Source organism: Pseudonocardia alaniniphila, from assembly GCF_022524485.1.
GTDB classification, from domain to species: Bacteria; Actinomycetota; Actinomycetes; order Mycobacteriales; family Pseudonocardiaceae; genus Pseudonocardia; species Pseudonocardia alaniniphila.
This window is the reverse complement of record NZ_JAKXMK010000023.1, coordinates 173,654-196,749: the sequence shown is the minus strand read 5'-3', so window position 1 is coordinate 196,749 and position 23,096 is coordinate 173,654. Positions and strand designations below refer to the sequence as shown.

The window sequence follows — 23,096 nt, the reverse complement described above, 5'->3', positions numbered from 1 at the left end:
GTCCGGGCGATGGGCCAGGCCGAGCGACGTCTCAGCCCCAGCAGTTGGCGGCGCCGAAGGCGGTGTCCTTGGACGGGACGTTCGGCTGCGGCTGGTCGGTGATCAGCTCGACGCCCGTGTCGTAGAAGCTCTTGCCCGCCGTGGTCTCCGGCTTGGTGCCGTCCTTGGCGAACTTCGCGATCGCCTCGATGCCCAGGGAGGCCATCTTCAGCGGGTACTGCTGCGACGTGGCGCCGATCGCGCCGGACTTCACGGCCTCGACGCCCGGGCAGCCACCGTCGACGGAGACGATCGTGACGTCGTTCTGCCTGCCGGCCGCCTTCAGCGCCTCGTACGCGCCCGCGGCTGCCGGCTCGTTGATCGTGTGGACGAGGTTGATCGAGGGGTCCTTCTGGAGCAGGTTCTCCATCGCGGTGCGCCCGCCCTCCTCGGCGCCGTCGGTGACGTCGTGCCCGACGATGCGCGGGTCGGACTCGTCGCCGATCCGGGTCTTGTCACCGACATCCACGCCGAAGCCTTCGAGGAAGCCCTGGTCGCGCTGGACGTCGACGGACACCCCGTTGGGGCTGAGGTCGAGCATCGCGATCCTGGCCTGCTTGCCCTCGGACTCGAACTTCGCCTTCGCCCACTGCCCGATGAGGAGCCCTGCCTGGTAGTTGTCGGTGGCGAACGTGGCGTCGGCGGCGTCGGCCGGGTCGATCGGGGTGTCGAGGGCGATCACGAGCATGCCGGCCTGCCTGGCCCGGTCGAGCGTGGGCACGATGCCCTTGGAGTCGTTCGCGGTGATGAGGAAGCCGGCGGCTCCGGCCGAGATCAGGTTCTCGATGGCCTGCACCTGAGACTCGTTGTCGCCGTCCTGCTTGCCGGCGAAGGTCTGCAGCTGCACGCCCTGGGTGGCGGCCGCGGCCTGCGCACCCTCCTTCATCTTCACGAAGAACGGGTTGGTGTCGGTCTTGGTGATCAGTCCGATGACCGGCTGGCTTCCCCCGCCGGCTGCGCCGCCGTCACCGCCACCGCAGGCGGCGAGCGCGAGCGCCGCGGCCATCCCGGTGGCCAGAACGGTGGCCCTCCGTCCTGCTGTCCATGCGTGGCTCATGTGCTGCGACCTCTCGTCATCATTGACATCTGGTTGCATACGTAGACAACGTTGTCAAACACTCTGGTCCGGCTCACACGGGTTTTACAAGGCCTGGGCGAACACCTTCGATAACGAATGAGCAACGGCAGAGGATTCTTGACAACGTTGACGTGGAGCCCGACCATCCGGCCGGACCATGTCGCCGGAGCTGGTCGAGAGGACAACCATGAGTCTCCGCGAGTCGCCGATCGGTGGGCGCCGGCCCACGATGCGCGACGTCGCGGCCCGGGCACAGGTGAGCTTCAAGACCGTCTCCCGTGTCGTCAACGACGAGGGCGGCGTGTCGCCCCTGCTCGAACGGCGCGTCCGGAAGGCGATCGAGGAGCTCGACTTCCGCCCGAACGTGGGAGCCCGCATCCTGCGCCGGTCGGATCGCAGGACGGCATCGATCGGGTTGCTGCTGGAGGACGTCGCCAACCCGTTCTCCGCCGCTGTGCAACGAGCCGTGGAGAACGAGGCGGACCAGCGCGGCGTGGTCGTCTACTCCGCGAGCCTCGACGAGGACCCTGCCCGCGAGCGCGCGCTCGCGAAGGCGTTCGGCGCCCGCGGCGTCGACGGGCTGCTGCTCGTCCCGGCCGGGGGCGACCAGTCGCACCTCGCCGCTGAGCTGCGGGCGGGCACGGCGATCGTCTGCCTCGACCGCGAGGCGAGCAACCTGCCGGTCGACTCGGTGGTAGCCACCAACGAGATCGGCGCAGCCGAGGGCGTGCGCCACCTCGCCGCGGCCGGCCACCGGCGCATTGCGTTCATCGGCGACCGGCGCACCGTCGCCACCGCCCGTCAGCGCCACGCGGGGTACCTGGAGGCCCTGCGCGGCTGCGGGCTGCCGCTGGATCCGGCACTCGTCGTGCAGGACGTGCGGGACACCGCCACGGCCGACGGCGTCGTGACCGCCCTCCTCGGTCACCCCGACCCACCCACGGCGTTGTTCACCGCGCAGAACCTGGTGACGGTCGGCGCTGTGCGCGCTCTGCGGAGGATGGGACTCGAACACGCCGTCGCGCTGGTCGGGTTCGACGACTTCCTCCTGGCCGACCTGCTGAGCCCCGCCGTCACCGTGGTCGCGCAGGACCCCGCGGCGATCGGACGGACCGCGGCCGGCTTGCTCTTCGCCCGCATCGACGGCGACACGGTGCCGCCGCGGTGCCGCCTCGTCCCCACCACTCTGATCCGGCGCGGCTCGGGCGAGATCCCGCCGTCCTGACCCGGTGTCGAGGAAACGAGGTCGTCTTACCCGCCTCCGACGACAGCGCAGCCCAGGCGGCGCCTCGCGGCGTTGTCGTCGGCGCCGATACGACAGCGGTATCGGCGCCTCCTCCGCCTTGCGATTGCCCGGGTGCGGCGGTGTCCCGCAGGGACACTGCACCTGGACACCGGATCCGGGAAAGAAACCCCGTTTCCGCGACACCAGCTGCCGATCGGACTGGCGTTGCCGTCGGCGGCAAGGTTTAGCGTCGCTGACATGCGGATCGGTGAGCTGGGCCGCCGCGCCGGGGTCAGCCCGCGGGCGCTGCGCCACTACGAGGAGCTGGGCCTGCTGGCCGCCCGACGTCGTGCCAACGGCTACCGCGACTACGACGAGGGCGACCTGCAGGTCGTGGCCGAGATCCGGTCGTTGGTGGATCTCGGGTTCGCGCTCGAGGAGACCCGCCCGTTCGTCGAGTGTCTGCGAGCCGGGAACGCCACGGGCGCGAGCTGCCCGGACTCCCGAGCCGTGCAGCGGCGCAAGCTCGCCGAGGTGGACGAGTGGCTCGCGCGGCTGCAGACCGTCCGGGACGAGCTCGCCGATCGGCTCGGTGACCCGCCGACCCCGCGCTGCTCCATCACATCCATCGCCTCAGACCCCGAGGAGTTTCGATGATCGTCCCCGTCACCGACGCCACGTTCGACGAGCTGGTGCTACGCGCCGCGCTGCCCGTGCTGCTCGACTTCACGGCGGACTGGTGCCCGCCGTGCCGGATGATCGAGCCGGTGCTGCACCAGATCTCCGTCGAGCAGGACGGGCGGTTGGTGGTTGCGCAGCTCGACGTCGACGCCAACCCCCTGACCGCCCGTGACGCCGGCGTGCTCGGGATGCCGACGCTCAACCTCTACGTCGGTGGCTGGGTCGTCACGCAGGTGGTGGGTGCGCGGCCGAAAGCCGCGCTGATGCGTGCGATCGAGGAGCACCTGCCGGTCCGAGCGTCGATCGCCTGACGGCCAGGTGATCCAGCACGGCGGTCGCGAGTTCGGGCACGGTCTGCCGTCCGTCGAGGACCACCGTGCCGGCAGGCAGGTTGCCCGTCGTCGCCGCGCACCGCTCGTTCTGGGCTGTACACCAGGCTCGGACGCCTGCGTCGCGCTCGGGGTCGTCGGGCGTCATCGCGCGCCCGTCGAGCCGGCGGGTCAGCACGTCCGGCGGGACGTCCAGGTAGAAGTGCCTGAGCACGATTCCGGCCCCCCGGACGGTGGCGACGATCTCGTCGAGGTACGCGGCTTCCACCAGCGTCATCGGCACGAGCAGCGGGCGGCGGTACTCCTCGACGAGTCCCACGGCCATGGCGGCGACCTGTCGCCGCCACAACCGCAGGTCCTGGAAGTTGCCAGTGGGCACCTTCACGATCTCCCGTAGCAGGTAGCCGATCTGCTCGGGGTCGAATACCAGTGCCTCGGGCCATCGACGGTGCAGCTCGCCGGTCAATGTGGTCTTCCCGCTGCCGAACGCGCCATTCACCCAGACGATCACAGTTGCGACTGTCTCACGCGTGTAGTTGAATGGATCATCGAACGTATGTTCGACTTCATGCATGGGCTTCAACAACCCCGACATGCCGTGGCGCGAGCTGGAGGCGAGGCTCTCGGGACGCCCCCGCGACGGTGGGAGCCTCACCGGAGGGCCGGAGGCCGACGGCGGCGACAGCCCGGCGTGGTCGCGCAAGCGCGAGCCCTACACCCCGCCGGAGCTGCCGGAGCCGCAGAACCGCGTCCCGTACGCCGAGCTGCACTGCCACTCCAACTTCAGCTTCCTCGACGGCGCGAGCCATCCCGAGGAGCTGGTCGAGCAGGCGGCGCGGCTGGGTCTCGATGCGATCGCACTCACCGACCACGACGGCATGTACGGGGTGGTCCGGTTCGCCGAGGCCGCGGCCGAGCTGGGGGTCGGCACGGCCTTCGGGGCCGAGCTCTCCCTCGGGCTCACGGCCCCGCAGAACGGTGTGGCCGATCCGGAGGGCAGCCACCTGCTGCTGCTCGCCCGCCACCCCGAGGGCTACCGCTCGTTGTGCCGCACCATCAGCACCGCGCAGCTGCGTGGCAAGGAGAAGGGACGCCCGGTCTACGACTTCGACGAGGTCGTGGCCGACACCGCGGGGCAGGTGCTGGTGCTCACCGGGTGCCGCAAGGGCGCGGTGCGCCAGGCGCTGCGCACCGGCGGCCGCGACGCCGCGGGCAAGGAGCTGCGCCGCCTCGTCGAGCGGTTCGGGGCCGACCACGTGGTCGTCGAGCTCACGCACCAGGCCCTGCCCACCGACACCGAGCGCAACGACGTCCTCGCCGAGCTTGCACACGACGCCGGCCTGCCCGTCATCGCGTCCACGGCGGCCCACTACGCCACCCCGCACCGGTTCCCGCTGGCCACGGCGCTGGCGGCGGTACGGGCCCGGCGCGGCCTCGACGACGCCGACGGCTGGCTTCCTCCCGCGGGCACCGCCCACCTGCGTTCAGGGGCGGAGATGGCGGCCCGGTTCGACGAGCGCTATCCGGGTGCGGTGGCGCGGGCGGCGGCGCTGGGGGCCGAGTGCGCGTTCTCGATCGACCTGGTGGCGCCCGAGCTGCCGCCGTTCGACGTCCCGCCGGGGCACACGGAGGCGAGCTGGCTGCGGGAGCTGACCTACCGCGGGGTCGCCCGCCGCTACGGCAGCCATGCCGAGTACCCGGAGGCCGTGGAGACGGTCGAACGCGAACTGAAGATCATCGAGCAGAAGAACTTCCCCGGCTACTTCCTGATCGTCCACGACATCGTCGAGTTCTGCCGCCGCTCCGACATCCTCTGCCAGGGCCGGGGGTCGGCCGCCAACTCGGCCGTCTGCTTCGCGCTCGGCATCACCAACGTCGACGCCGTGGCCCACCGGCTGCTGTTCGAACGCTTCCTGTCCCCGGCCCGCGACGGCTATCCCGACATCGACCTCGACATCGAGTCCGGCCGTCGTGAGGAGGCGATCCAGTACGTCTACCGCCGCCACGGCCGTGGATGCGCCGCACAGGTGGCCAACGTGATCACCTACCGGCCGCGCTCCGCCGTCCGCGACATGGCGAAGGCGCTGGGGTTTTCCCCGGGCCAGCAGGACGCGTGGAGCAAACAGATCGAGCGCTGGCACGGCCCGGTGGACGACAACACGGCCACGGCTCCTGCCGGAATGCCTGACCAGGTCGTCGAGCTTGCCGACGAGCTGCTGGGCTTCCCCCGCCACCTCGGCATCCACTCCGGCGGCATGGTCATCTGTGACCGGCCCGTCTCCGAGGTGGTGCCCGTCGAGTGGGCCCGGATGGAGGGCCGCACCGTCGTCCAGTGGGACAAGGACGACTGCGCTGCCGCGGGCCTGGTCAAGTTCGACCTGCTCGGGCTGGGCATGCTCACCGCCCTGCACCTGATGATCGACCTGGTCGCCGAGCACCACGGCGAGAAGATCGAGCTCCACGAGCTGTCGCCCACCGACCCCGCCGTGTACGCGATGCTGCAGCGGGCCGACTCGATCGGGGTGTTCCAGGTGGAGTCGCGCGCGCAGATGGCCACGCTGCCCCGGTTGAAGCCACGGGAGTTCTACGACCTGGTGGTGGAGGTGGCGTTGATCCGGCCCGGCCCCATCCAGGGCGGGTCCGTGCACCCCTACATCCGGCGCCGCAACGGGATCGACGAGGTCACCTACGACCACCCCCTGCTCAAGGGCGCGTTGCAGAAGACGCTCGGCGTGCCGCTGTTCCAGGAGCAGCTCATGCAGATCGCCGTGGACGTCGCCGGCTTCTCCGCGGCCGACGCCGACGAGCTGCGCCGCGCGATGGGCTCGAAGCGGTCGGAGGAGAAGATGGAGAGGCTCCGCGACCGGTTCTTCGCCGGCATGGCTGCCAACGACATCACCGGTGAGGTGGCCGACGGGATCTTCCGCAAGATGCTGGCGTTCGCCAACTTCGGGTTCCCGGAGAGCCACTCGATCAGCTTCGCGTCGCTCGTCTACTACAGCGCCTGGTTCAAGCACTACTACCCGGCGGCCTTCTGCGCGGGGCTGCTCAACTCCCAGCCCATGGGCTTCTACTCGCCACAGTCGCTGGTGGCCGACGCGAGCCGCCACGGCGTGCTCGCGCGCGGCCCGGACGTCAACCTCGGACGGGCCGAGGCGGTGCTCCAGGCGGATTCGCGCAGCACCGGTGGGCAGGCGATCCGGCTGGGCACGGCCGAGGTGCGGGGTGTCGGCCTGGAGCTGGCCGAGGAGATCGACGCGGAACGCGAGCGGGGCGGGCCCTACCGCGACCTTGCCGACCTGGCAGGCCGCGTGCGGCTCACCGTGCCGCAGGCAGAGGCCCTGGCCACGGCGGGGGCGTTCGGGTGCTTCGGGGTCGACCGCCGTTCGGCGCTGTGGGCGGCGGGAGTGGTAGCTGCGGTGCGTCCCGAGCAGCTGCCCGGCACCGCCGTCGGGCTGGAGGCACCCGCGCTGCCCGGCCTCACCGGCGTCGAGCTCACGGCGGCGGACGTGTGGGCCACGGGCGTCTCACCGGACAGCCACCCGATGCAGCACCTGCGGGAGCGGCTCGACGGTCTGGGCGCGGTGCGGATCGACGGGCTCGACGCGGTCGGCCGCACCCTCGTGGCAGGCGACCCGGAGCAGACGCCGCCGCGGGTGCTGGTCGCCGGGCTGGTCACCCATCGGCAGCGGCCCGCCACCGCGCGCGGGGTCACGTTCCTCAACCTCGAGGACGAGAGCGGGATGCTCAACGTCACCTGTTCGGAGGGGTTGTGGGCGCGCTACCGCACGGTGGCGATCAGCAGCACGGCGCTGCTGGTGCGCGGCCGGCTGGAACGCAGCCCGGAAGGCGTGCTCAACCTGGTGGCCGACCGGCTGCAGCGGTTGGCGCTCACCGTGCCGGTGAAGTCGCGCGACTTCCGCTGAGCGATGGTCGCGCCGGTCACCCGGTGGATCGGACCGCGGTGGCAACCGCAGTTTCGCCTGGGCTGGAGCCCGCGGAGCCCCGCCACGTGCTGGAGCGGTAGTCCGCCCTGGCCAGAATCGCCTCCGCGTCGTCGACCGGCGGGTAGATCGCGACGGCGGTGATGGTGTGCTTGACGTCCTTCGCCTCCTGCCCGGTCTTGCGGACCGTGCGCTCCCGCCCGCTGGTCAGCACGGCCCCGGCAGCGCCGAGGTCGAGGCAGGTGACGTAGGGCTCGGTCGCGAACGGAACCTGCTGAAGACCCAGGAGATCGGCGGCGACGTTGTGCCCCGCGAACTTGCCCTGCGGCATGGCGTGCTGGCAGCTCTGCATGACGGGGTGGCCGTCCAGCGCGAGCGCCGCCGAGGTGTCACCGGCGGCGTACACGTCGGGAGCTGCCCTGACGCGCAGGTACTCGTCGACGTGCAGGCGCCCGAGCCGGTCGCGTTCTCCGGGGACGTGCGCCGTCAAGGGGCTGGCGGCCATGCCTGCCGTCCAGATCACGGTGCTCGCCGCGATCTCGCTCCCGTCGGAGAGCCGGACGCCGGCCGGACTCACGCTCTCGACGCCCACGCCCAGTCGCTGTTCGACGCCGAGTTCGGCCAGCGCCTCGAGGATCTGTGGGCGGGGACCCTCGCCGAGCTCGGGGCCGACGACGTTCTCCCGCTCGACGAGCACGACACGGACGGGCTCGGCCGCGGTGACTCGCGCGGCGATGTCGCGCAGCCTGCCCACCAGCTCGGTCGCCACCTCGATTCCGGTGAACCCCGCGCCGACGACGACGGCTGTGAAACGCCCCGCGCCGGGCGCTTCCGCCGGCAGCCGGTGCAGGTGGCTGTGCAGCCTCGCCGCGCCCGGCATCGTGTCGACGTCGAAGAGGTGTTCTGTGCCGAGCAGGTCCGGCCGGACGAGGCGGCTGCCGGCAGCGAGCACGAGCCGGTCGTAGGCCAGCTCGGTGGTGCTTCCGTCGCGACCGATGATCTGCACGCGCCGCGCGCCGGTGTCGATGCCGGTCACCGTGGCGGCCACTCGCCCGACGCCGATCGGCCCGAGTATCCGGTCGAGCGGCACGCGCATCCGGTCCGGATCCGACTGGTACATCCGCGGCCGGATCACGATGTCGTCCCCGGCGGAGACCAGGGTGACGCGCAGGTCCGACGGGGACGCCCCGGCGGCTCGCCGAGCCCGCACAGCACCGGCCGCGGCCCAGACACCGGCGAACCCACCACCGATGACCAGGACGTCAGACATCACGTCCACCTTCCATGCGCATGGACTCGATGCTAGGTAGCCAGATCGCGAACCGGCGCCCTGCAGCGGCCGGCATCACTGCTGGATCGGGGCCCCCATCGGCATGGCCTCGCCACCGAGCTCCTGGCTCATCGCATCCACGAAGATGTAGGCGTAGATCGTGCAGACGACGAAGGTCGTGATGCCGCCGAGCGTGGCGAACAGCCGGTTGCCGTTCACCACGAAGCCGAGCACGAGCGCGAGAGTGGTGCACACGACGGCGAATCCCGCGGTGAACGCGAGCGGCAGCCGGAGCGTGGCCACGGTGAGCGTCGCGAAGACGATGAGCCACGACAGCACGAAGGTGGCTTCTACGTTCTGGATCTGGCCTGCCCGCAGCCCTGGTTCCGTGGCGATGCCGAACCAGCCATTGATCACGCCCAGCAGCAGGAACCCCAAGCTCAGCCAGAACGCGGAGAAGGTGCCGAAGATCGCGGCCATCGCGCCCTGCCCCACCCGCACCGCCCAGATGCATGCCACCAGCAGGAACAGGCCCGACGACGAGGTGACGGCCGGGATCATGCCGCCGGGCAGGGTGGCCGTGTCGAGGTAGCCGATGAGCCACAGGCCCAGGGTGAGGCTGCCGGGGAGGAGGGCGGGCAGGCCGAGCAGTGCGGGGTTACCGCCGCCGGCGGCCGACACGTCCGGGGTCACGCTCCCCGTCCCCGGCCGGGCGTCGCTCACGCTCATCCACTCGCTCCTCGTCGAGACGGCCGGGTCCTGGCGAAGAGATACGCCGGATGGGTCACATTGTGCGCCCAATGGCCCTATTTCGACACTGCTGCGTTCCGAGCGAGATGCCGGTTGCCGCTCGCCGGAAAGGATTCGGTGGAGTGTTCATCCCGCGTGCATCGCGGGTGCACGCGGCGGGCCGCCGGCTGCCGGCGCGGGCGGACAGGTGTGCCGAGGCCGGCCAGGTGATCGACGGCCCGCCGTCGGGCCCGCTTACTCGGGCGTGACCTCGGCCATCTCCGACCAGGCCTCTCCGTCCAGATCCTGGTAGTTGATCCGCGGCCTCTCCGAGACCATGGCAGGCATGAAGGCGAAGAAGTTCTTCGCGTGGTCGGTGGCGACGTGGGCGGCCCCCGCGTCCGCGTTCGCGAACACCTCGATCATCGCGAACTCGTTCGGGTCGTCGCCGTTCTGGAAGTAGTCGAAGGAGATGTTCCCCGGCTCGCTCCGCACGTCGGCCGTGTACTGCCTGATCCCGGCCAGCCACTCGTCGTGCTTTTCCGGTCGGATCTTTGCCCTCAGGACGATGAGAATCACGCGGAACCTCCATCGGCGTGGCGTTGAGTCGGCTGTCGGCACCGTCGCCGACCTGCTCACCGGGAGTCTGCCACGGGCGGCACCACCCATCAGGGAACGCCGGGACGCGCCCAGGGAACCGTGGGAATCGGGCGCCGGGGGTGGATGGCAGGGTGGCTGCGTGCACGACGACACCGGTTACGACGACACCGAGCAGATCGATCTGGACCTGTCCGACGTGCGGGTGGGGGACGAGCCGTGGCGCCAGCGGCGGTTCATCCGCTGCCGGTTCGTCGACGCCGATCTCCGCGGCCTGGTCACCGAGTCGTGCACGTTCGACGAGTGCGATTTCACCGGCGCCGACCTCGGCGACTCCACCCACCGCGGCAGCGCGTTCCGCACGTGCACGATCCGGCGGGCCACCCTCGGCGGCTCCTCGTTTCGCGGCTGCTCACTGCTCGGCACCTCGCTCATCGACTGCCGGCTGCGTCCGCTCGTCATGACCGACTGCGATCTCACGCTCGCGGCCCTCGGCCGGGCGGACCTGCGCAAGACCGACCTGTCCGGGCTGCGGCTGCGTGAGGCGAACCTGGTCGAGGCCGACCTGCGGGAAGCCGACCTGCGGGGTGCCGACATGACCGGGGCCCGGCTGCTGAACACCCGGCTCGAGGGCGCCGACCTGCGAGGCGCCCGCATCGGCGCGGACGGCCTCGTGCAGGCCCGGCTCTCCGGGGCCACCGTCGACGCCGAGCAGGCCATCGCCTTCGCCGCCGCCCACGGCCTCCGCATCGCCTGACCCCGCAAGTCGCCACTTTTCCGTGCGCGAGCCGCCCCTCCAGACCCCGCGAGTCGCCTGCCCTCTCCTGCCTGGGGCACCGGTTCGGTTCGGCGGGTCGGCGCGCGCGTGCGGGGCTCGCGGGTCGCTAATCAGCGAGCCCTGATTCGTAGCCGGCGATCACGAGGTGTGCCCTGTCTCGGGCGTGGAGTTTCGTCATCAGGCGCCCGATGTGGGTCTTGACGGTGCCGCGGCTCAGGTGCAGGTGCTGCTCGATCTCACGGTTCGACAGTCCATTGGTGATCAGTGAGAGCACCTCCCGCTCCCGGGCGGTGACGCCATCGAGCCGGGTCGGTGCGCGTCGTCGTGACGCCGGCGAGCGGGTGAACTCCGCGATGAGCCGACGTGTGACGCTGGGCGCGAGTAGGGCATCGCCTGCGGCGATCAGGGTGATCGCATCCAGCAGCCGGGCGGGTGGGGTGTCCTTGAGCAGGAAGCCGCTCGCTCCCGCACGCAGCGCGCTGTACACGTACTCGTCGAGGTCGAACGTGGTGAGAACCAGCACTTTGGATGTGCACCGGCCCGCGGTGATGTGCTCGGTGGCGGTGATCCCGTCCATCTCCGGCATCCGGACGTCCATCAGCACGACGTCAGGTGCGTGTTCGGCCGTCAGTTCGATCGCCTCGCGACCGCTGGTTGCCTCAGCGACGACCGACATTCCCGCTGTGGAGTTGATCAGCAGGCGGAGAGTGCCGCGGAGCAGGACCTCGTCGTCGGCGAGGAGGACACGCACCGGCTCACTCATCGCGCACCGCCCAGGCGTAGGGGAGTCGGGCACGGACGCCGAACCCGCCGCCCGGCTCGGGGCCGAAATCGAGCGTGCCATCGTGCAATGCCACCCGCTCCCGCATGCCCAGCAGACCGTGTCCCGGCCGGCCAGGCGCGCGGTGCTTCGTTCCTTCGTTGACGACCGAGATCGTCAGGACCCCGGCCTCATCGGCAAGGCCGAGATGGCAGCGGGTGGGCCCGGCATGGCGCAGGACGTTGGTCAGAGCCTCCTGCGCGATGCGGTACGCCGACGCCTGCACCGCGGCCGGCACGTCCGTGAGATCGGCTCGATCGACCTCGACGGTGATGCCTACGGCGCGAACATCGGCAACAAGACGGTCGATCTCGGCAACGCCGGCTGTGGAGTCGGCCGTGTCGCGCAGTGTGTCGAGCACCGTCCTGACGTCGTCGAGCGCCTCCCGACTCACGTGTTCGATCGTGCTGAGCGCAGACCGTCCCTCCTCGGGACGGCTGTTCACGAGATGGTTTGCCACCGCGGCCTTCATTGCGATGAGGCTGAGGCTGTGCCCGACGACGTCGTGGATGTCCCTGGCGATCCGTAGACGCTCGTCGGTCACCGCTTGGCGAGCGCGAAGGTCGGCGAGCTGGGCGGCGTGGTCGCGCCGTGCACGCGCGGCACGGGCGAGTACCCACGAGCCGGTGATGATCAGTGCGCTGTAGAGCAGGACGGTCATCGGGGCGGTCGCGAACGACTCCTCTCCTTCCGGGGCTGCGATGAGCGGCAGCCCGGGGACGACGATGGTCGCGAAACCCGCGGCTGTGACGGCCGACAGGGTCGCCACCAGCGCCAGTACACCCGACCGCGATGCTTCGGAGAGCCCGACCGGATAGAGCGCGAGCGCGAACGCGATCACCACGGCGTCGCCCGGGGCCCCCACCATGATTGCCGCCGCCCCCGCCGCCAGCACTACGACGAACACCGGCATCGGTCGGCGCCTCCGCACTGCCAGCGGCAGCACGAGCACCGCGAGCAAGCCCCACACGAGCACCGAGTGACCGGATGTCCGGAAGGCGGCGAAGAGCGCGAGCGCAGCCGCCGCCAGCACGTCGGCCGCCATCAGCTGCCGTGGTCCGAAATGCCCGGCCGTGGTCACGCGACGACGGTATCGACGTCGACGCGAGCAGGCGTCGGACCGAGGTCCGATCCTGCCCATTCGGACCGTGGTCCGATGTGGGCGTACCCGGAACGCCGAAGGATCACGACGTGACCATGAGGATGTTGATCGTGTCAGGCGTGGTGGCCGTCATGACGTCGCTCACCTCGACTGCCGCCACCCCGGCCCCGGCCGTGGATTCCGCGGCGATCGACGCTGTGGTCGACGAATATCGCCGAGCGATCGGGCTTCCGGGGACAGCAGTCGTCATCACTCATGGGAACACGGAGGTGCATGCGGCCGGGTACGGCCGGACACCCACGGGAGAGCACGTCACGGAGCACACTCCGATGGCTGTGGCGTCGGTGAGCAAGTCTTTCACCGCACTCGCGGTGATGCAGCTGGTCGAGACCGGCCGCGTGAACCTCGACCAGTCGGTACAGGTGTATCTGCCGGAGTTCGCGATGGCCGACCCGCGCGCGACCGAGATCACCGTTCGCCAGCTGCTGGACCAGACGTCCGGCATGTCCGACACGACATTCCCTGCCTTCAGCAGACCACAACCGAGTTCCCTGGTGGAGGCCGTGGCCGGGATGCGCGGAGCACGTCTGGCCGCCGATCCCGGTACGCAATGGGAGTACCACAACCCGAACTTTCAGGTCGCGGCGCGCATGGTCGAGGTGACCAGCGGCCAGCCGTTCGACGAATATCTGCAGGAGCACGTGTTCGGCCCGCTCGGCATGACCGACAGCCGCACCGTCGACACCGCGCGCGATCTCCCGCCGAGCGCCCATGGCCACCTCCGGATCCTCGGCGTGGCCGTCCCGCTGCCCGAACCTCCCGCGTTCGGCAATGGCTCCGGCGGAGTGCTCAGCTCGGCGCACGACATGGCGGCCTGGCTGATCGCGCAGAACAACCAGGGGCGGGGCCCGGACGGGACGTCGATCGCCTCAGCCGCGACAGTCGCGGCGATGCACACTCCGTCCACGGTGTCGGATTCGTACGCTCTGGGCTGGTCCATCGGCACCACCGCGTCAGGCGCGCCGCTGATCGCACACAGCGGCGACCTGTTCACCTCGACCGCCTACCAGGCGCTGCTGCCCGCGTCAGGGTATGGACTCGCGGTGATGGCCAATACCGGGCTGGCCTACGCCGACGCCGCGGCCATCGCCGAACGGCTCATCGCCCTGTTGGAGAACACACCCACGCCGCCAACCGGACCACCGCTCGCCATGGTCGACTCGGTGCTGCTCTTGCTCGTGCTCGCGGCTGTTCTGCTCGGCGGGTTCGGCGTGCACCGCTCGGGGCGGTGGGCCGCAGCCGGAACGGGGCGGCTGCGGGCAGCGCCACGGTTGCTCCCCCTCGTCGTACCGCTGGTGCTCTTCGCGACCATCCACCGGGCGGTTGGCCTGCTCTACCGGGGCCGTGATGTCACCTGGATCCAGGTGACCTACCTGTACCCGACGTTCATGCTGCTGCTCGCCACCGCAACGTTGGCGTGCATCGCCGTGCTCGTGGCACGGCTTATCGCGCTCGCCCGGTGACGGCCGCGTCATGGACACATGACGTCGAATGTCGTCGCTGACGAACCGCGACATGTGTCCATGTCGCCGGCTTGCTCGGCACGTAATGGTGGGACGAGCCGGGTTGGTACGCGGGCTGGGAGGATGGGGACGTGACGGCGACACTGATGGACGGCAAGGCGACTCTGAACGACATCCTGGGCGAGTTGGCGGGCCGGGTCGAGAAGCTGCAGGCCGACGGTGTGACGCCGGGCCTGGGCACCCTCCTCGTCGGCGACGACCCAGGCTCGCACTCCTACGTCCGCGGCAAGCACCGCGACTGCGCGAAGGTCGGGATCACCTCGATCCAGAGGGAGCTGCCGGCCGACGCGACCCAGGCCGACGTCGAGCGGGCGATCGACGAGCTCAACGCCGATCCCGCCTGCACCGGGTTCATCGTGCAGCTGCCGCTTCCGCAGGGGCTCGACGCCGGCGCTGCCCTGGAGCGCATCGACCCGGCCAAGGACGCCGACGGCCTGGCGCCGGTGAGCCTCGGGCGGCTGGTGCTGGGTGAGCCCGGCCCGTTGCCGTGCACGCCGCGTGGAATCGTCGAGCTCTGCCGCCGCTACGACGTGGAGCTGAAGGGCGCACGCGTCACGGTGGTCGGCCGTGGTGTCACGGTCGGGCGTCCGCTCGGGCTGCTGCTCACCCGGCGCAGCGAGAACGCCACGGTGACGCTCTGCCACACCGGCACGCGCGACCTCGCCGCCGAGGTGCGCCGCGCGGACATCGTCGTCGCGGCGGCGGGCGTGCCGGGCCTGATCACGGCCGACATGGTCCGCCCGGGTGCCACGGTGCTCGACGTCGGCGTCACGCGCACCGACAAGGGGCTCGTCGGCGACGTCGCTCCGGAGGTCCGGGAGGTGGCAGGCCTGCTCGCCCCGATGCCGGGCGGTGTCGGCCCGATGACTCGCGGGATGCTGTTGACGAATGTGGTGGAAGCAGCCGAACGAAGCTTGTCGAAGTGAGCATCGAGACCGAACGAAGCTTGTCGAAGTGAGCTTGACCTTCTGAACCGAACGGAGCATGTCGGAGTGAGCATCGATGCCGGACGGGCAGCCGGGGCGTGAGCGTGGTCAACTTCCGCTCGCGGCTTCCGGTGCACGCACCGATGACCTTGGTGCTGGTCATCGCGGCGCTGGGCATGATGCGCGTGCTCACGCAGCACTGGCGCGAAGGGGCGGTGCTGCTCGGCGGCGCACTGATCGTGGCGGCCGTGCTGCGCGTCCTGCTCCCGGTGGACCGCGTCGGCCTGCTGGCGATTCGTAGCCGGCCGGTCGACGTCCTGTGCTACTCCGCCTTCGGCGTGGTCATCTCGGTGCTGGCGGTGACGATCACGCGCGGTTCGTTCGACTTCGGCTGATCGGCAGGGCAGCGTGGGCCCCGTGACCCGACGACTGCGCCCCCTGCTCCCCGCCGAACTCGATGACGATCAGCGTGCGCTGCTCGCGGCGTTGGACGCGCGTCCGCGCCCGGTCGACCGCGCGGCGGACGGCAGCTTGCTCGGGCCGTTCGACGCGATGCTCCGTGCGCCGCGCAGCGGTGCGGCCCTGCAGGGTGTGGGAGCGGCGTTGCGGTACCAGGGCGTGCTGTCCGATCGGGTCCGCGAGCTCGCGACCCTGCTCGTCGCCGCGCACCACCGCGCTGCCTTCGAGTGGCACGCGCACGCACCGCTCGCGCTGAGCGTCGGTCTGCCGGATGCACTGGTCGAAGCGGTGCGGGTCGGCGACGCCGTCGAGCCGCACGACCCGGCGGAACGGGCTGCCGCCACGGCTGTCGGGCAGTTGCTCACCACCGGAGACGTCGACGATGCGGCGTGGACGGAGGTCGTCGAGCGCCTCGGGGAGCCGGGCGCGGTGGAGCTGACCACGCTCGTCGGCTACTACTCGCTGCTGGCTCTGCAGATGCGGGTGCTCCGGGTGCCGCTCCCGGACGGTGCGGCGTCCGTCGAGTTCCCCGCTCGCTCGATGCGGGATTGATCGCGTCGGGTTCACCTGTCGATCTGCACTTCCCGGCATGATCTAGGCATGGCGGACCGTTCGGCACAGATCGTCGGCACGTTGGTGGAAGCGTTCTCGGACCTGATGGCGGCCGACCCGGCCGCGTTCCGCACGAAGTTTCGCAAGATGGCCGCCGACCCGTTCGCGTTCTACCGCGGCAGCGCATGCCTGTTCTACGCCGACGTGGCGGAGTCCGACGACCCGTGGGCCGACGAGCGGACGAGCCGCGTGTGGATCCAGGGTGACCTGCACGCCGAGAACTTCGGCACCTACATGGACGGCGACGGGGTGCTGATCTTCGACGTCAACGACTTCGACGAGGCCTACGTCGGGCACTTCACCTGGGACGTCACGCGTTTCGCTGCGAGTCTCGCGCTGCTGGGGTGGCGCAAGGCGATCTCGGACGACGACATCACGGTCCTCGTGCAGCGGTACGTGCGGGCGTATCTGGACCAGGTGCGATGGTTCGTCGACCAGGCCGACGACCGCAGCTTCTCGCTGCGCCTGGGCACCACCGACGGCGTGGTGCACGAGGTGCTGCAGCTGGCCCGGCTGCGCACGCGGGTGGCGCTGCTCGACGGGATCACCGAGACCGAAGGGTTCGACAGGAGGCTGCGGGACGTGCCCGGCCTGCGGCGGCTGGACGACGGTGAGCGCGCCGCGGTGGTCGACGCGGTGGAGCGCTACATCGAGACGATCCCGCCGTCGAAGCGGTTCCGCGGGGTGACGTACACGGTCAAGGACGTGGCGGGGCGTTCCGGGTTCGGCATCGGCAGCGCGGGCCTCCCCGCGTACACGGTGCTGATCGAGGGCTACAACCAAGCGTTGGACAACGACGTGGTGCTGTCGATGAAGCAGGGCAACGTCGCCGCGCCCTCCCGGGTGGTGACCGATCCGGCGATCGCAGCGGCGTTCCAGCACCACGGGCATCGCACGGTGCTGTCCCATCGTGCGCTGCAGGCCCACGCCGACCCGCTGCTGGGGTGGACGGATCTCGACGGGGTCGGGTTCGTGGTCAGCGAGGTGTCGCCCTACCAGGCCGACCTGGACTGGTCGGAGCTCACCGAGCCCTCGGAGATCGGGCCGGTGGTGGACTACCTGGGCCGGGCGACCGCGAAGGTGCACTGCGTGGCCGACTCCGATGCCGACCATTCGCTCGTCCCGTTCCAGACCGAGGAAGCGATCATGCGGGTGGTCGGCGGGCGCGCCGACGCGTTCGTGGCGTGGGTGGTGGACTTCGCCCACAGCTACGCGGCGCAGGTGCGGGCCGACCATGCGCTGTTCGTCGACGCGTTCCGCGGTGGCGCGATCCCCGGGGTCGCGAGCACGTCCTGAGTCAGTGCGAGTAGTAGAGCGTGCGCACGAGGTCCTCGATCGACGGCTCGACGACGGAGACGTCGCGCAGCTCCACCTGCTGGGCGACGGTCCCGATCAGCTCGGCGGCCGTGGTGGCACCCGGCGAGAACTCCAGGCGTTGCCGCAGCCCCTGGGCCTCCACCGTGACGTCGACGACGCCTGCGAGGCCGTGCAGCGGCGGCACGGGCTCCACCAGTTCGACGACCAGCACACGATGGCCGGCGAAGCCCTGTCGCAGTGCCGCCAGCTCGTCGTCCACCAGCACGCGGCCCTGATCGATGACGACCACCCGCCGGCAGAGCCGTTCGACGTCGGGCAGGTCGTGGGTGGTGAGCAGCAGCGTGACGTCCCCGCGCGCGTTCACCTCGGAGAGGAACGAGCGCAGTCGCTCCTTGCTCGTGAGGTCGAGGCCGATCGTCGGCTCGTCGAGCACGAGGAGCTCGGGCGCGTGCAGCAGCGCCGCGGTGACCTCTCCGCGCATCCGCTGGCCCAGTGAGAGCTGCCGGACGGGTGTGGCGAGAAAGCTCGCCATGTCGAGCAGCTCGACGCACTCGTCGACCCGCTCCCGGTAGCGGGCGGCGGGCACGCGGTGGATCGCGGCGTGCAGGTCGAAGCTGTCCCGCAGCGGCAGGTCCCACCACAGCTGGCTGCGCTGCCCGAACACCACGCCGATGCGCCGGGCCAGTTCGCGGCGTCGGCGCACCGGGTCGAGTCCGCACACGTTCGCCCGACCCGACGTGGGCACGAGCACCCCGGTCAGCATCTTGATCGTGGTGGACTTGCCTGCGCCGTTCGGGCCGAGGAAGCCCACCGCCTCCCCCCGCGCGACGGAGATGGTCACGTCCTCGACCGCGGTGACGCGCTGCCTGCGCAGCCGGGTGCCGACCAGGAAGTCCCGGCGCAGCGCCTCCGTCTGGATGATCATGAACCCGTCCCCTGGTAGTGCCGTACGCCCGTGCGCCAGACGAGTCCTGCCCCGGTCACCGCCACCACCGCGACGAGCGGGGAGCTCCACTGCAGCACCTCGGGCAGCCCGAGCGGATCGGGCCGGCCCAGGAGCCCGATCGCCGGGAAGTACGCCACGAACGCCGCGGGCACGGCGTAGCACATGACCCGTCGCAGCCATGGGCCGTAGATCGTGATCGGGTAGGAGGTGGAGAAGCTCGACCCGTAGGTGACGGAGTTCGCGAACTCGCGACCGTCGACGAACCAGAACGAGACGGCGTTCGCCGCCACCCACATCGACGAGAGGATGACCGCCCCTGCGAGCGGGGCGATCACGGCGAGGGCCACGCGGGCCGGTGTCCAGTCGATGTCGAGGGTGACGAACGACCACACCAGCACGCCCAGTCCGGCGGCGACGCGGCCCAGCCGCTTCAGCGCGACGTCCGCCGACAGCAGCTGCGGCAGGGTGCCGAGCGGGCGCAGCAGCATGACGTCGAACTCGCCGGTGCGGATGTAGGTGGGCAGCTCCTCCACCTGGCCGACGGAGAGGTCGGCGAGCCCGAACGCCGTGGCGGAGAGGCCGTAGATCAGCACGACCTCTCCTGCCGAGAACCCGCCGAGCGAGCTGACCTGCGTGAACACGACGAGGATCACGATCAGCTCGATGCTCTGCCCGATGAACTGCGCGACGACGTCGAGCGCGAACGACGCCGGATAGGCGAGCTGGCTGCGGATGCGCGACGCGACGATCCGCGGGTAGATGCTCCCCGCGCCGACCCGGAGCTCAGCCACCTTGCACCACCAGCCGCCGCGTGCCACGGGCCAGGACGGCCCGGCCGACCACGAGGAGCAGCGCGGCCCAGCCGAGCTGGACGGCGACCACGCCGAGAGCGTTGCCGCGCTCGGTGAACACGTCGATCGGGCTCTGGAAGAGTGACGGGAACGGGGTCAGCCACAGCACCGTCCGCGCCCACTCCGGGAACCACGCCAACGGCATCACGAGGCCGCTCAGGACCCCGCCGGCGACTCCCCAGACGGCGATCACGCCGCGCACGTCGAGCAGCCAGAAGGCGCTCGCGTTGAGCAGGAAACGGATCCCGAAGCTCACCACCACCGCGAGCAGGACGGACACGCTGAACCAGAGCCACGTGTCCGGCCGCTCGGGCCACCGGAACGGGAAGAACACCGCCCCGAACGCGGCGGGCGGGACCAAGCGCAGCACGACGGCGTGGCAGGCACGGCCGAGGTCGGTGGAGAGCAGCGCGGCCTGCAGGTCCCATGGTCGCCCCAGGTCGACGACGACGTCGCCGGTCCGGACCCGCCGGGCCAGCTCCTGGTCGCCCCACAGCATCACGACGCTGATCAGGCCCTGGCCGAGCCAGACGTAGGTGATGGCGGTGGGCACGTCGTAGCCGGCGACCGTGCCGCGCTGGTCCAGCACGGCGACCAGCACGGCGGCCCGCAGGAGACCGAACACGGTGTTGGTGGCGAGCCCGGCGAAGGTCGCCTGGCGATAGCTCGCGTATCGCCGGTAGCCCGCGGCGACGAGCTGCGGATAGGGCGCGAGCACGTCCGTCGACGTTACGACCGGCCGCAACCGGTTTTCGCGCCGTGCGGGCTCAGACCAGGCCTGCGTCGTGGACGAGCAGCGCGATCTGGGTGCGGTTGCCGAGGTGGAGCTTCGTCAGCACGTGGGAGACGTGAGCCTTGACCGTTGCGACGGTCATGCCGAGCCCCTCCGCGATCTCCGCGTTGGAGCGTCCTCTGGCCACCTCGATCGCCACCTCGTGCTCGCGCGGGCTGAGCGCGCGCAGGGTGGCGCGGGCCTGCTCGTGGGAGCCCGTCTCCGCGGTGACCCGGTCCATCAGCCGCCGGGTGACGCCCGGGGACAGGATGGGATCGCCCGCCGCCACCCGCCGGACCGCGTCGACGATCTGAGCGGGCGGGGTGTCCTTGAGCAGGAACCCGCTGGCGCCGGCGCGCAGCGCCCTGAGCACGTTCTCGTCGGTGTCGAACGTGGTCAGGACGACCACCTCGGGCGGCTGCGGCCGGGCCCGCAGCCGCCGGGTGGCGGCGATCCCGTTCACCCTCGGCATCCGCAGGTCCATCAGGACGACGTCCGGTGCGTGCGCATCGACCACCGCGGGCACCTCGTCGCCGTCGCCTGCCTCGCCGACCACCGAGATCCCGGCAGCTCCGTCCAGCATCATCGTGAGCGCCCCGCGCACCAGGGGGTCGTCGTCGACGACGAGCACCCGCACTGTTCCGTCCGACCTGGTGATCACCCGGGCCACGGTAGCGCCGCGTGCAGCCGGAACTCCCCGTCCGGGGTCACCCCGTGCCCGAGGCGCCCGCCCGCGAGCTGGGCCCGCTCGGCCAGGCCGACGAGACCGGTGCCGCTGCCGGGAGGCGAGTCCGGCGGCTGGTCGGGCAGGAGGTTGCGGATGTCGATCAGTAGGCCGTCGCCCGGACCACCGTCGACCTGGACGTGGACGGGACGGCCCGGCGCGTGCTTGCGGGCGTTGGTCAGGCCCTCCTGGATGATCCGGTACGCCGAACGTCCCGTGCCCTCCGGCGTGCTCGACGGGTCGGCGACCCAGTTGTCCACGTCGAGAACCACCCCTGCGGCCCGGGACTCGTCCAGCAGGGCGGGCAGGTCGGTGAGCGTCGGCTGCGGAGCGTCGGCGGCGGGGTCGGTGCCGTCGGCGCGCAGCACCCCGATCACCTCGCGCAGCTCCTCCAGCGCCTGGTGCACGCCCGCCCGGACGACACCCGCCACCTTGGCGAGCTGCTCGGGTGAGGAGTCGGGGCGGTACTCCAGAGCACCTGCCGACGCCGCCACCAGGGAGAGCCGGTGGGCCAGCACGTCGTGCATCTCGCGGGCGATCAGGGTGCGTTCGTGTGCACGCGCAGCGGCGACGCGCTGGGCCTGCTCGTCCTCGGCCCGGCGGGCCCGCTCCCGCAGCGACTCGATGAGCGCGCGCCGCGCCCGGGCGAAAGCACCCCACGCCACGAGCGCTGCGTGCGTGACGAGCGCGAGGACGAGCCACCATTCGTAGGACAGGCCCGGCGCGGGTCGCAACAGGCCCTGGACCGCGTGGGCGGCGAGCCCGATCAACCCGAACCCGACGGCCGACGCGACCGGTCGCTCCCGGGCGATGTGCAGGGTGCCGATGGTGGACGGCGGTGTTGCGGCAGGCGAGAACGCGGCCAGTATCGCGAGCGCCACCGCAGCGGGGATCGGCCACCGCAGCAACAGGGGCAGCAGCGTGCACGCGAGGACGCCGGCGATGATGTCCAGCGGAAGCACCGCGTGGCCGCTGTCGGCCCGGCCGATGATCGTCAGCGTGACGAAAACCGTGCCGACCACGGTGAGGATCGCAATTCCGCGCGCGGACGAACAGCCGCCACCGTCCCGCTTCACGCCGGGGAGAGTAGGGCCGCAGGCGGCGAGCGGAACACCGACAAAAGTCGAATCCACAGCGGACCCCGACAAAAGTCGAACCCGGCGGCGACGGGAGTGGCACCCGCACGAGCGTCCGGCCGATGCCCGCCCTGCCTCCCGCCCGCGACGCTCCCGCTGTGACCACATCAGGCAACCGCGGTGGCGCCTCCGGCCTGCAGACGCTGCTCGTCGACGTCGCGGCCCCTCTCGCCCTCTTCTACGCGCTGCACGCCGCAGGCGTCGACGACCTCACCGCACTCGTCATGGCGGGTGCTCCGCCCGCGATCAAGACCGTGGTGTCGCTGGCGCGCGGGTGCCGGGTCGAGCCGGTGGCATTGGCGGTCTTCGTCGCGATGACGGTGGGGACCCTCGCCTCGCTGATCACCGGTGACCCGCGTGAACTGCTGATGCGCAACGCCCTGCTGAGCCTGCCGTTCGGAGTCTGGACGCTCGCGAGCCTGTGGCTGCGCCGTCCGCTGACGTTCCGGGTCACGCAGACGCTCTTCCCACACCGCGCCGACCTCATGGACGAACTGTGGGAGAGCGACCCACGCTTCCGGCGCGCGTGGCGGTCGGTCACCGTGATGTGGGGCGGCGTGCTGCTCCTCGACTGCGCGCTGCGAGTCCTCATGGCCGCCACGCTGCCGGTGCCGGCCGTGCCGGCCCTCGACACCGCTCTCACCCTCGTGACCCTCGTGGCCATGCAGGTCCCGACCCACGTCTTCCTGTACCGCTCCGGCTCGTGGCACCTGCTGTTCGGGCGTCGCCGGGCCCCGTCCATGAAGGAGTCCGTCGCATGACCACCACCACCCGACCCTCGACCCGTTCGGCGGCCCGGCGCGCCACCGTCGTGGCGCTCGCCGTGCTCGCGCCGCTCGCGATCTGGGCCGTCGCCGTACCGGTGGCGGGGCTCGACCTCACGGCCACGCCGATCGGCGGAACGGAGACCCCGGTGGGCGTACTCGCCGTGGTGACCGGGGCGCTGTGCGCAGGCCTCTCCGGATGGGCTCTGCTCGCCGTGCTGGAACGCCGCGCCACGCGCCCCCGCCGGACGTGGACGGTGACCGCTCTGGCGGTGCTAGGCCTATCGCTGATCACACCGCTAACGGGAGCAACAGGACCGTCGCAGCTGGTCCTGCTGTCAATGCACATAGCAGTAGGAGCCGTCCTCATCAAGCTCCTATGAGTAGAAAGGAGCCGTAGTGCTGTCAGGTGAC

Annotated in this window: 24 protein-coding genes; 12 read left to right on the top strand and 12 right to left on the bottom strand. The window is 71.0% G+C overall.

The genetic code is table 11. From position 1 onward, the window contains the following. Positions 1-31: 31 nt before the first annotated feature. Positions 32-1,096, bottom strand: coding sequence for a substrate-binding domain-containing protein (locus tag MMF94_RS25960; protein WP_241039786.1), 1,065 nt, complete (start codon positions 1,094-1,096; stop codon positions 32-34). A gap of 208 nt (positions 1,097-1,304) precedes the next feature. Between MMF94_RS25960 and MMF94_RS25955 the strand changes: the two genes are divergently transcribed. The 3 genes from MMF94_RS25955 to MMF94_RS25945 all read left to right on the top strand — a co-directional run bounded on the left by MMF94_RS25955 (position 1,305) and on the right by MMF94_RS25945 (position 3,334). Next, complete coding sequence (locus tag MMF94_RS25955; protein ID WP_241039785.1) at positions 1,305-2,342, top strand: LacI family DNA-binding transcriptional regulator; 1,038 nt, start codon at positions 1,305-1,307, stop codon at positions 2,340-2,342. 258 nt (positions 2,343-2,600) lie between these two features. Then, the gene (locus MMF94_RS25950) at positions 2,601-2,999 is read left to right on the top strand and encodes a MerR family transcriptional regulator (RefSeq protein WP_241039784.1); all 399 of its coding nucleotides are present in this window, start codon (positions 2,601-2,603) and stop codon (positions 2,997-2,999) included. Continuing rightward, positions 2,996-3,334, top strand: coding sequence for a thioredoxin family protein (locus tag MMF94_RS25945; RefSeq protein ID WP_241039783.1), 339 nt, complete (start codon positions 2,996-2,998; stop codon positions 3,332-3,334). Before MMF94_RS25950 ends, MMF94_RS25945 begins: the two co-directional genes overlap by 4 nt. Here the strand turns inward: MMF94_RS25945 and MMF94_RS25940 are convergent. Beyond that, a complete protein-coding gene (locus tag MMF94_RS25940) occupies positions 3,249-3,863 on the bottom strand; it encodes a P-loop nucleotide/nucleoside kinase family protein (protein WP_241039782.1) in 615 nt (204 codons plus the stop codon). The genes MMF94_RS25945 and MMF94_RS25940 overlap by 86 nt on opposite strands. A 61-nt stretch (positions 3,864-3,924) precedes the next feature. Between MMF94_RS25940 and MMF94_RS25935 the strand changes: the two genes are divergently transcribed. Further along, complete coding sequence (locus tag MMF94_RS25935; RefSeq protein ID WP_241039781.1) at positions 3,925-7,278, top strand: error-prone DNA polymerase; 3,354 nt, start codon at positions 3,925-3,927, stop codon at positions 7,276-7,278. 16 nt (positions 7,279-7,294) lie between these two features. Here the strand turns inward: MMF94_RS25935 and MMF94_RS25930 are convergent, their stop codons facing one another. The 3 genes from MMF94_RS25930 to MMF94_RS25920 all read right to left on the bottom strand — a co-directional run bounded on the left by MMF94_RS25930 (position 7,295) and on the right by MMF94_RS25920 (position 9,874). Further along, a complete protein-coding gene (locus MMF94_RS25930) occupies positions 7,295-8,566 on the bottom strand; it encodes an NAD(P)/FAD-dependent oxidoreductase (protein ID WP_241039780.1) in 1,272 nt (423 codons plus the stop codon). Between the two features lie 75 nt (positions 8,567-8,641). Beyond that, on the bottom strand, positions 8,642-9,295 hold the full coding sequence (locus MMF94_RS25925) for a GPR1/FUN34/YaaH family transporter (RefSeq protein ID WP_241039779.1): 654 nt from the start codon (positions 9,293-9,295) through the stop codon (positions 8,642-8,644). 255 nt (positions 9,296-9,550) lie between these two features. Then, on the bottom strand, positions 9,551-9,874 hold the full coding sequence (locus tag MMF94_RS25920) for a putative quinol monooxygenase (RefSeq protein WP_241039778.1): 324 nt from the start codon (positions 9,872-9,874) through the stop codon (positions 9,551-9,553). A 160-nt stretch (positions 9,875-10,034) separates the two neighbouring features. On the opposite strand from MMF94_RS25920, the gene MMF94_RS25915 reads away from it, so the two are divergent. Continuing rightward, complete coding sequence (locus tag MMF94_RS25915; RefSeq protein ID WP_379660542.1) at positions 10,035-10,649, top strand: pentapeptide repeat-containing protein; 615 nt, start codon at positions 10,035-10,037, stop codon at positions 10,647-10,649. A 127-nt stretch (positions 10,650-10,776) separates the two neighbouring features. On the opposite strand, the gene MMF94_RS25910 is transcribed toward MMF94_RS25915, so the two are convergent. Then, positions 10,777-11,433, bottom strand: a complete 657-nt coding sequence (locus MMF94_RS25910) for a response regulator (protein WP_241039777.1) — start codon at positions 11,431-11,433, stop codon at positions 10,777-10,779. Then, on the bottom strand, positions 11,426-12,571 hold the full coding sequence (locus MMF94_RS25905; RefSeq protein ID WP_241039776.1) for a sensor histidine kinase: 1,146 nt from the start codon (positions 12,569-12,571) through the stop codon (positions 11,426-11,428). The genes MMF94_RS25910 and MMF94_RS25905 overlap by 8 nt, the downstream gene beginning before the upstream one ends. Before the next feature lie 116 nt (positions 12,572-12,687). Here MMF94_RS25905 and MMF94_RS25900 point away from each other — a divergent pair, with 116 nt between their 5' ends. The 5 genes from MMF94_RS25900 to MMF94_RS25880 all read left to right on the top strand — a co-directional run bounded on the left by MMF94_RS25900 (position 12,688) and on the right by MMF94_RS25880 (position 17,468). Continuing rightward, entirely contained in the window at positions 12,688-14,115 is a 1,428-nt protein-coding gene (locus MMF94_RS25900) for a serine hydrolase domain-containing protein (RefSeq protein ID WP_241039811.1), read from the top strand. A gap of 131 nt (positions 14,116-14,246) precedes the next feature. After that, positions 14,247-15,101 (top strand): bifunctional methylenetetrahydrofolate dehydrogenase/methenyltetrahydrofolate cyclohydrolase, encoded by an 855-nt coding sequence (locus tag MMF94_RS25895; RefSeq protein ID WP_241039775.1) that lies wholly within the window; start codon positions 14,247-14,249, stop codon positions 15,099-15,101. A gap of 98 nt (positions 15,102-15,199) precedes the next feature. Beyond that, positions 15,200-15,496, top strand: a complete 297-nt coding sequence (locus MMF94_RS25890; protein WP_379660541.1) for a DUF3017 domain-containing protein — start codon at positions 15,200-15,202, stop codon at positions 15,494-15,496. A gap of 22 nt (positions 15,497-15,518) precedes the next feature. After that, positions 15,519-16,112 carry a carboxymuconolactone decarboxylase family protein gene (locus tag MMF94_RS25885; RefSeq protein WP_241039774.1) on the top strand — a complete coding sequence of 198 codons (594 nt, stop codon included), beginning with the start codon at positions 15,519-15,521 and terminating at the stop codon, positions 16,110-16,112. Positions 16,113-16,160: 48 nt separating this feature from the next. Then, positions 16,161-17,468 carry a DUF2252 domain-containing protein gene (locus MMF94_RS25880; RefSeq protein WP_241039773.1) on the top strand — a complete coding sequence of 436 codons (1,308 nt, stop codon included), beginning with the start codon at positions 16,161-16,163 and terminating at the stop codon, positions 17,466-17,468. A 1-nt stretch (position 17,469) separates the two neighbouring features. Here MMF94_RS25880 and MMF94_RS25875 read toward each other — a convergent pair whose 3' ends face one another. From MMF94_RS25875 to MMF94_RS25855, 5 genes are read right to left on the bottom strand one after another with little or no spacing between them, the layout of a single operon-like run. Beyond that, positions 17,470-18,414, bottom strand: coding sequence for an ABC transporter ATP-binding protein (locus MMF94_RS25875; RefSeq protein ID WP_241039772.1), 945 nt, complete (start codon positions 18,412-18,414; stop codon positions 17,470-17,472). Then, positions 18,411-19,226, bottom strand: a complete 816-nt coding sequence (locus tag MMF94_RS25870; RefSeq protein WP_241039771.1) for an ABC transporter permease — start codon at positions 19,224-19,226, stop codon at positions 18,411-18,413. The genes MMF94_RS25875 and MMF94_RS25870 overlap by 4 nt, the downstream gene beginning before the upstream one ends. Next, on the bottom strand, positions 19,219-20,004 hold the full coding sequence (locus MMF94_RS25865) for an ABC transporter permease (protein WP_241039770.1): 786 nt from the start codon (positions 20,002-20,004) through the stop codon (positions 19,219-19,221). The genes MMF94_RS25870 and MMF94_RS25865 overlap by 8 nt, the downstream gene beginning before the upstream one ends. 49 nt (positions 20,005-20,053) lie before the next feature. After that, positions 20,054-20,728, bottom strand: a complete 675-nt coding sequence (locus MMF94_RS25860; protein WP_379660540.1) for a response regulator — start codon at positions 20,726-20,728, stop codon at positions 20,054-20,056. Then, positions 20,716-21,858, bottom strand: a complete 1,143-nt coding sequence (locus MMF94_RS25855; RefSeq protein WP_241039769.1) for a sensor histidine kinase — start codon at positions 21,856-21,858, stop codon at positions 20,716-20,718. Before MMF94_RS25855 ends, MMF94_RS25860 begins: the two co-directional genes overlap by 13 nt. A gap of 158 nt (positions 21,859-22,016) precedes the next feature. On the opposite strand from MMF94_RS25855, the gene MMF94_RS25850 reads away from it, so the two are divergent. Beyond that, positions 22,017-22,679 (top strand): VC0807 family protein, encoded by a 663-nt coding sequence (locus tag MMF94_RS25850; protein WP_241039768.1) that lies wholly within the window; start codon positions 22,017-22,019, stop codon positions 22,677-22,679. After that, the gene (locus MMF94_RS25845) at positions 22,676-23,065 is read left to right on the top strand and encodes a DUF6069 family protein (RefSeq protein ID WP_241039767.1); all 390 of its coding nucleotides are present in this window, start codon (positions 22,676-22,678) and stop codon (positions 23,063-23,065) included. The genes MMF94_RS25850 and MMF94_RS25845 overlap by 4 nt, the downstream gene beginning before the upstream one ends. Positions 23,066-23,096 lie beyond the last annotated feature (31 nt).

Coding starts and splice junctions, on each gene's coding strand:
- MMF94_RS25960 (WP_241039786.1), bottom strand. CDS start 1,096: ATGAGCCACGCATGGACAGCAGGACGGAGGGCCACCGTTCTGGCCACC.
- MMF94_RS25955 (WP_241039785.1), top strand. CDS start 1,305: ATGAGTCTCCGCGAGTCGCCGATCGGTGGGCGCCGGCCCACGATGCGC.
- MMF94_RS25950 (WP_241039784.1), top strand. CDS start 2,601: ATGCGGATCGGTGAGCTGGGCCGCCGCGCCGGGGTCAGCCCGCGGGCG.
- MMF94_RS25945 (WP_241039783.1), top strand. CDS start 2,996: ATGATCGTCCCCGTCACCGACGCCACGTTCGACGAGCTGGTGCTACGC.
- MMF94_RS25935 (WP_241039781.1), top strand. CDS start 3,925: ATGGGCTTCAACAACCCCGACATGCCGTGGCGCGAGCTGGAGGCGAGG.
- MMF94_RS25930 (WP_241039780.1), bottom strand. CDS start 8,566: ATGTCTGACGTCCTGGTCATCGGTGGTGGGTTCGCCGGTGTCTGGGCC.
- MMF94_RS25925 (WP_241039779.1), bottom strand. CDS start 9,295: ATGAGCGTGAGCGACGCCCGGCCGGGGACGGGGAGCGTGACCCCGGAC.
- MMF94_RS25910 (WP_241039777.1), bottom strand. CDS start 11,433: ATGAGTGAGCCGGTGCGTGTCCTCCTCGCCGACGACGAGGTCCTGCTC.
- MMF94_RS25900 (WP_241039811.1), top strand. CDS start 12,688: ATGAGGATGTTGATCGTGTCAGGCGTGGTGGCCGTCATGACGTCGCTC.
- MMF94_RS25880 (WP_241039773.1), top strand. CDS start 16,161: ATGGCGGACCGTTCGGCACAGATCGTCGGCACGTTGGTGGAAGCGTTC.
- MMF94_RS25875 (WP_241039772.1), bottom strand. CDS start 18,414: ATGATCATCCAGACGGAGGCGCTGCGCCGGGACTTCCTGGTCGGCACC.
- MMF94_RS25845 (WP_241039767.1), top strand. CDS start 22,676: ATGACCACCACCACCCGACCCTCGACCCGTTCGGCGGCCCGGCGCGCC.